At 51.2% G+C, this 6,750-nt stretch carries 7 protein-coding genes; 6 read left to right on the forward strand and 1 reads right to left on the reverse strand.

Annotated features, from left to right (window positions below):
- The first annotated feature begins 42 nt into the window (after nt 1-42).
- The 6 genes from AAF564_00385 to dnaB all read left to right on the forward strand — a co-directional run bounded on the left by AAF564_00385 (nt 43) and on the right by dnaB (nt 5,862).
- Nucleotides 43-924, forward strand: coding sequence for a YicC/YloC family endoribonuclease (locus AAF564_00385; GenBank protein ID MEM8483967.1), 882 nt, complete (start codon nt 43-45; stop codon nt 922-924).
- A complete protein-coding gene (gmk, locus tag AAF564_00390; GenBank protein ID MEM8483968.1) occupies nt 921-1,523 on the forward strand; it encodes a guanylate kinase in 603 nt (200 codons plus the stop codon). The genes AAF564_00385 and gmk overlap by 4 nt, the downstream gene beginning before the upstream one ends.
- 52 nt (nt 1,524-1,575) lie before the next feature.
- On the forward strand, nt 1,576-1,875 hold the full coding sequence (locus tag AAF564_00395; protein MEM8483969.1) for a DNA-directed RNA polymerase subunit omega: 300 nt from the start codon (nt 1,576-1,578) through the stop codon (nt 1,873-1,875).
- Between the two features lie 28 nt (nt 1,876-1,903).
- The gene (gene coaBC / locus AAF564_00400; protein MEM8483970.1) at nt 1,904-3,127 is read left to right on the forward strand and encodes a bifunctional phosphopantothenoylcysteine decarboxylase/phosphopantothenate--cysteine ligase CoaBC; all 1,224 of its coding nucleotides are present in this window, start codon (nt 1,904-1,906) and stop codon (nt 3,125-3,127) included.
- A gap of 67 nt (nt 3,128-3,194) precedes the next feature.
- A complete protein-coding gene (locus tag AAF564_00405; protein ID MEM8483971.1) occupies nt 3,195-4,214 on the forward strand; it encodes a uracil-DNA glycosylase in 1,020 nt (339 codons plus the stop codon).
- Nucleotides 4,215-4,296: 82 nt separating this feature from the next.
- Nucleotides 4,297-5,862: a replicative DNA helicase gene (gene dnaB, locus AAF564_00410; GenBank protein MEM8483972.1), complete on the forward strand. Its 1,566-nt coding sequence runs from the start codon at nt 4,297-4,299 to the stop codon at nt 5,860-5,862.
- A gap of 147 nt (nt 5,863-6,009) precedes the next feature.
- Here the strand turns inward: dnaB and AAF564_00415 are convergent, their stop codons facing one another.
- The gene (locus AAF564_00415) at nt 6,010-6,567 is read right to left on the reverse strand and encodes a type 1 periplasmic binding fold superfamily protein (GenBank protein MEM8483973.1); all 558 of its coding nucleotides are present in this window, start codon (nt 6,565-6,567) and stop codon (nt 6,010-6,012) included.
- Nucleotides 6,568-6,750: the final 183 nt, after the last annotated feature.

Consider the following 6,750-nt stretch of genomic DNA (forward strand, 5'->3'; position numbering starts at 1 on the left):
ATAAGCCACCCGGCTTTTCTATATACAAATACTTCTTAGCCTATGATTGCTAGTATGACAGGGTTTGGGCGCGGTCAGGCGCAAACCGACAGTCTGGTTGTTACTGTAGAGTTGCGATCTGTGAACAGCAGATACTGTGAAGTTAGTGCCCGACTCCCCCGTCAACTGGCCGAATACGAAAACAACATCCAAAACCTGGTCAAACAATCCGTCACCCGTGGTCGGATTAATTTGCAGTTCCAGATCGAAAGCGCAGAAGATACCGGCGCACCCATGCAGGTGCACAAGGAAACGGTGTCTGCCTATCTGAAGCTTCTAAACCAGGTAAGAGATATTGCTGGCATCGAAGCGCCGGTATCCCTCGCACATCTGCTTACGTTTCCAGACATCATCAAATCCCTCGATGATTCAGCAGAAGCCAATGAAGTGCTCTGGAAAGCCGTTAAGGCTGCTGTGCAAAATGGACTTGAGAACCTCAAGGCCATGCGCATCAAAGAAGGCAGTGCACTCAAGAAAGATCTCGAAGAGCGCCTTAACATTATTGAAGACCGGCTCAAAAAGGTTGAGGTACGGGCACCTGAACGCGTCGAGGAGTCTCGCGCCAAACTAAAGGACCGGCTCCGAGAAATTTTTGAAGACGATCGCATCGACCGTGACCGCATTGAGCTTGAAATCACATTGCTTGCTGACCGACTCGATGTTACCGAAGAATGTGTACGCCTGCATTCGCACCTCCAGTTGTTTCGCGATGCCTTACAATCATCTGATCCTGTTGGCCGCAAACTGAACTTCATCACGCAAGAGATCAATCGTGAGATCAATACGATAGGATCCAAAGCAAATGACAAGCGTGTTGCACATATTGTTGTTGAAATGAAAGAGGAGTTGGAGAAAATCCGCGAGCAGATTCAAAACCTTGAATGACACAAATAGAGCTCAAATACGGCGCTATTGTACTCACAGCACCTAGCGGATCGGGCAAGTCAACCATTGCCCGGCATCTGGAAGAAGCCATATCCGGCTTGCGTTTTTCAGTGTCTGCAACAACACGCCCCCCCCGAGAAGGCGAAGCTGATGGGGTGCATTACCACTTCCTATCTGAAGAAAATTTCCGGAAAGCTATAGATGCCGGTGAATTCCTCGAATATGAAGAAGTATACCCCGGCAGGTTTTATGGCACCCTGTTTGAAGAAATAAAACGCATAGATGAAGAAGGGCCCGTGTTGCTGGATATTGACGTAAATGGCGCCATGCGCATGAAGTCATTTGCCGGCAATTCTGCACTGGTACTTTTCATCCACCCGATGTCGATCGAGGAACTGAGCAAACGCCTCCAAAATCGAGGTACGGAGTCGCCAGATTGGCTCGCTGAACGGATAAAGCGCGCCGAAATGGAGTTAACGTTTGCAGAAAAATGTGATCATGTCATCTACAATGATGTCCTCGAGGATGCGGTAACGGAAACATTGCAAGTTGTTAATCAGTTCTTGAAGGCCAAACAAGAACAAATGGCGCGCACCTGACGCTTCGGTAGACGCGCTTGTTCTCAGAAAACCAACCCAATCTTTTATACCTATGGCGATCAAAACAATCGACGTAACCACGCTCGCAGCTGATACCGGTGGCATTTACGAAGCTGTAGCCATCATCGCCAAACGTGCCCGTCAGGTATCTTCTAAAATGAAAACGGACCTGGACGAAAAACTTTCTTACTACGAAGGTTTTGGCCCGGAAATGGAAGACGCCCGCATGACGGAAGAGCAGATTCGTACGTCTATCGAATACGAGAAAAAATCCAAGCCAACGGAAGTTGCCATCGATGAAATGATGGAGCACGAAGTATATTTCCGTAATCCAAACGAAGAAGGCGCATAACCCGTCTGCTGCGCACTTAACTTCTTCTATGACTACCTCCCTCAGCGGCAGCAAACTGGTGCTCGGTGTATCCGGCAGCATTGCTGCGTACAAGGCAGCAGAACTTGTCCGGCTGCTCAAAAAAGCCGGCGCCGAGGTTCAGGTAATCATGACGGCTGATGCAGAACGCTTTATTCCTGCGCTAACGCTTAGCACCCTATCTGGCAAAAACACCCTCGTCGAAATTTTCCCCGAACAGGCGGAAGGTACCTGGACCCAACATATTGAACTGGGCCTTTGGGCGGATCTATTTGTTGTCGCACCAGCAACTGCGCAAACGATTGCAAAACTGGCACACGGTTTTTGTGACAATATGCTCACGGCCGTAGCCCTTGCAGCGCGTTGCCCCATGCTTGTTTGTCCGGCCATGGATCACGACATGTACGTGCACCCGGCTACGCAAGCGAACCTGAAAACCCTCGACGCACATGGCTACCATATAAAGCCGCCAGAGCATGGCGAGCTAGCCAGCGGCCTGATTGGCACCGGCCGGCTACCAGCACCAACAGCAATTGTCGACGAAATTGCAAAAACGATTGCGCTTCAGCAAAGTACAGCGTCATTGCAAGGCCAGCACGTATTGGTGACTGCAGGTCCAACACAAGAATCCCTCGACCCTGTTCGCTTTATTTCCAACCATTCAACAGGCACAATGGGGTATGCCCTGGCAGCGGCAGCCCAACAACGCGGAGCCACGGTCACGCTCATAAGCGGACCAACCGATCTGGAAACTCCAGCCGGTGTACAGCGCATTGATGTACTCTCAGCCGCAGACATGGCCGGCGCTGTTGCAAAACATGACGATGCCCACATGGTGATCATGACCGCAGCGGTTGCTGATTACACGCCGGCGGAAAAAGCACAGCGCAAAATCAAAAAAGGCGCCGGCGACCTCAATCTTACGCTTACCCGTACCCAGGATATCCTGGCCGGCCTCGGTGCCAACAAAAAGCCCGGTCAAGTACTGGTTGGCTTCGCACTCGAAACTGACAACCTCGAAGAAAACGCACGAAGGAAGCTCGAAAAGAAAAACCTGGACTGGATTGTGCTCAACAGCCCCAACAACGCAGGTGAAGGCTTTGGCACAACAACCAACCGGGTAACCCTTTTCAGCGCTACAGGTACACAAAAATCACTGCCGCTCATGGATAAAGCACAGGTAGCTGTAGCCATTCTCGACGAGATTGAAGCTTCAACGAAGCATTCGCTGTAAGGCTGATTTTTCATATCTTGCTGAAGAGTGCCGCTGCCCTGTTTATTCATTGCATCTCTGCTGGCTTATGCAAGACATCATCAAAGAACTACGCAGTGCCCTTGAACTCCAACATGCCATCCAGGGTACGCTCGTACCGCTTGGTAGTAGCGATGTACCCGAGGCACCCGTTGTAGCACATGAAGCATCAACTGACAAGGATACAGCAGATAAGGCAACTGTTGTGATCGCACCACCAGCAGATGCAAACCCGGCACCGGTTTCTTCTGCGCCAGTCGCTGTGGATCAAGCTCCAGATGCTTCGATTACTGAAAAACCAACCGTTGTTATCGCAGGCAATGCAGAAAAACAGACGGTGCCAGCGCCATCCGACGCGCCGACAGTTGTTAAAACACAGACGCCTCCTGCAACAGAGCACCCATCCAACGCAGATCTATTTGGTAATAAAACTGATCCAACGCGTGACAGTAGTTTGCCCCCAGCTGAGCGCATCGCAGCACTCATTCCAGCAGATTCGCCGCTACACGCCATGCAAACCATGGAAGAAGTTGCGGCATACGTATCCAGCACCGTACTTATTCCATTGGATGCGAAGCGGATCAATCCTGTGTTTGGGGTAGGTAACCCGACAAGCGACTTGCTCGTCATTGGAGAAGCGCCCGGTGCTGATGAGGATAAGCAAGGTGAGCCTTTTGTAGGCCGCGCCGGCCAATTGCTGAATAAAATTCTCGGAGCCATCAACTTTGCCCGGGAAGATGTGTACATTGCAAACATCCTGAAAAGCCGGCCGCCCAACAACCGGGATCCGCAACCTGATGAAATTGCCGCGCACATTCCGATTTTATACAAACAAATCACACTGATCAAACCGAGATTGATTTTGTGTGTAGGCAAAACAGCCGGCAATACTTTGCTGAACAAAAAGAGTTCGCTGGGTGCTCTCAGGGGTAAATTCAACGACTTCTATGGCATTCCGACGATGGTGACCTACCATCCGGCTGCCCTGCTCCGGAACGAGCAATGGAAACGTCCGACCTGGGAAGATGTAAAGCTGCTACGCCAGAAATACGATGAACTTACAGGTTAACAAGGGCGTAGCAATTTTCTGTCTCCCGCGGTTGTTGCCAATACCAGCAGGCTGCAAACGATAATCTCAAAAAAAGAACGCCGTGTCTGACCAGGAAGAACTCAAATCAAACCGCATCAACATCAGCGAAGAAGGCACGCGGTACCCCATCGAGAAAATGACGAAGCAAAACCGGGCTGTTCGCAACAGCGGCCGGCAGATGCTCGAAAAAAGCGGCCGCGTTCCGCCACAAGCCATGGAAGTTGAGCAATCCGTGCTTGGCGCCATGCTCATCGAAAAGACCTCGATTCCGAAAGCCATTGAAATTCTGGCTGCTGACGCGTTTTACCAGACCAAACACGAAATTATATACAGCGCCATCCTGAGCCTGTTTGAACGCGGCAACCCGGTTGATCTCATCACACTCACAGAGGAGTTAAAGCGACGCGGGACACTCGAAGAAGTAGGAGGCGCCTACTACCTGACTGAGCTAACTACGCGGGTCGATACAGCGGCAAACATCGAGTACCACGCACGCATCATCGCGGAGAAGTCGCTGATGCGGAAGATGATTGAGACCATGACAGGGCTCATCGGCAAAGCATACGACCCCAGTACAGATGCCTTTGAATTACTGGATGACTCCGAACGAGAAATTTTCCATATTTCAGATAGTCAGTTACGCAAGCCGGCAACATCGCTGAATGACATCCTCAAAGGAACGCTTGCCAACCTGGAATCTGTGCACGGCCAGGAAGGCGGCATCACCGGCGTGCCAACCGGTTTTACGCGGCTGGATGACATGACAGGCGGCTGGCAAAAAACTGACCTTATTATTATTGCAGCGCGTCCCTCAATGGGTAAAACGGCGTTTAGCCTCGCCATGGCGCGCAACGCAGCGCTGCACCCCGAGCAAGCTGTTGGCGTGGCTATTTTCTCCCTGGAGATGGGCTCACACCAGTTGGCGCAACGTCTCTTGACATCGGAAGCCAGGGTAGACGCCCAGGCAGCCCGAACAGGCCGGCTACCCGATGATGACTGGCCCAAGCTTGCAAAAGCAGCCGGCCGGCTTTCAGCTGCTCCGATCTACATTGACGACACCCCGAGTCTGGGTATCCTCGAACTCCGCGCCAAGTGCCGGCGATTAAAAGCGGAGTTTGATATCGGACTTGTTATCGTGGATTACCTGCAGCTGATGCATGGCTCTACTTCAGGACGCACCAACCGTGAGCAAGAAATTGCACAGATCTCCAGGTCGCTAAAAGGCCTGGCAAAAGAGCTTGACGTACCCGTGATCGCCCTTTCCCAGCTCAGCCGCGCCGTAGAATCGCGAGGCGGTGACAAACGCCCCCAGCTTTCTGATCTCCGTGAAAGCGGTAGTATTGAGCAGGATGCTGACGTAGTGGCGTTTATTTACCGCGCTGAACGCTACGGCATTACGGTTGATGAAAACGGGCAGTCTACGGAAGGGATGGGAGAAATTATTATTGGCAAGCAGCGTAACGGCCCGATTGGCAATGTGCAGTTGGCGTTTGTTAACCAGTATGCGCGGTTCGAAAACTTGCAGTCTTACTACCAGGATGCAGGAGGAGGCTATGAATTTGGCGCTGGTGGTCCACCTCCCTCAATGCCACCCCCACCGCCAGCAGGTGAAGGCGCACCGTTTTAAGCTGAACCATGTTGCCTCGTTTTTCGTGGCTACAAGGACTTGTGCACGCCCCTCACCGCACACACCAAACACAGAAGAGGCTGAATATCCGTTGCTTTAGCGCGGGACATTCAGCCTCTTTCAGGTTTTAGACGATCGTTACAGCGCTTAGTTGGCTGCGATGTTTACGGTAAACGTAATGTCGATGTCAGATTCGTCACTCTGTGTCACACCGTCTTTTGGTGCGTCATCGTAGTGACTCAGGACAACATTCATGGAAGCAGTGGTTGCATCACCTGCGCTAACTGCTACCGTGTAATCGAGTCCCAAAGGCAAGCCATTGCCATCTGTATCGTTGATGGTAACGGCCAGACGACCAGCGCCGGCGCCAGAAGCTGAGTACCAGAACTGGTGCTCATCATCTTCTTCCTCAATCTCTTCCGTGATATCTTCACCATTAAGGTCATCACGAAGTTCAATTGAACCGGTGTAGGTTGTGCCAGCTACCAGATCGATATCATCAATGGATACGTTTGAACCGTCTCCGTTGGGATCTCTCCAAATAGCTATTACATCTGTACCACCACCCTGTGGGGAAAGCGTCAGCGTTACTGTGGTAATAAGTTCTTCTTCACCAGGACCATCATCATCTGGATCGTCAGAGTCACATCCAACAGCAACAAGCGCCAGCATAAGAAAGAGCGGTAAATAAAGTTTGGTTTTCATTTTGAGTAATGCAGATTGATTAGTGTTTGGATTTTCCCAGTGGCACCTGCATCCTGAAGACCAGGCTCCGACCGGGATCGTCAATGAAATACCGGAATCGACTTAGATAATCCCGATATCCGGTGTTGAGTACGTTTTGAACCGATAGATTAACCCGAACAGGCGCATCGCTGAACAACAGTG

It is taken from the genome of Bacteroidota bacterium (genome assembly GCA_039111535.1).
Taxonomy (GTDB): Bacteria; Bacteroidota; Rhodothermia; order Rhodothermales; family JAHQVL01; genus JBCCIM01.

What these genes read in the sequence shown, in the direction of transcription:
- AAF564_00385 (MEM8483967.1), top strand. Translation starts at nt 43, where the DNA reads ATGATTGCTAGTATGACAGGGTTTGGGCGCGGTCAGGCGCAAACCGAC.
- gmk (MEM8483968.1), top strand. Translation starts at nt 921, where the DNA reads ATGACACAAATAGAGCTCAAATACGGCGCTATTGTACTCACAGCACCT.
- AAF564_00395 (MEM8483969.1), top strand. Translation starts at nt 1,576, where the DNA reads ATGGCGATCAAAACAATCGACGTAACCACGCTCGCAGCTGATACCGGT.
- coaBC (MEM8483970.1), top strand. Translation starts at nt 1,904, where the DNA reads ATGACTACCTCCCTCAGCGGCAGCAAACTGGTGCTCGGTGTATCCGGC.
- AAF564_00405 (MEM8483971.1), top strand. Translation starts at nt 3,195, where the DNA reads ATGCAAGACATCATCAAAGAACTACGCAGTGCCCTTGAACTCCAACAT.
- AAF564_00415 (MEM8483973.1), bottom strand. Translation starts at nt 6,567, where the DNA reads ATGAAAACCAAACTTTATTTACCGCTCTTTCTTATGCTGGCGCTTGTT.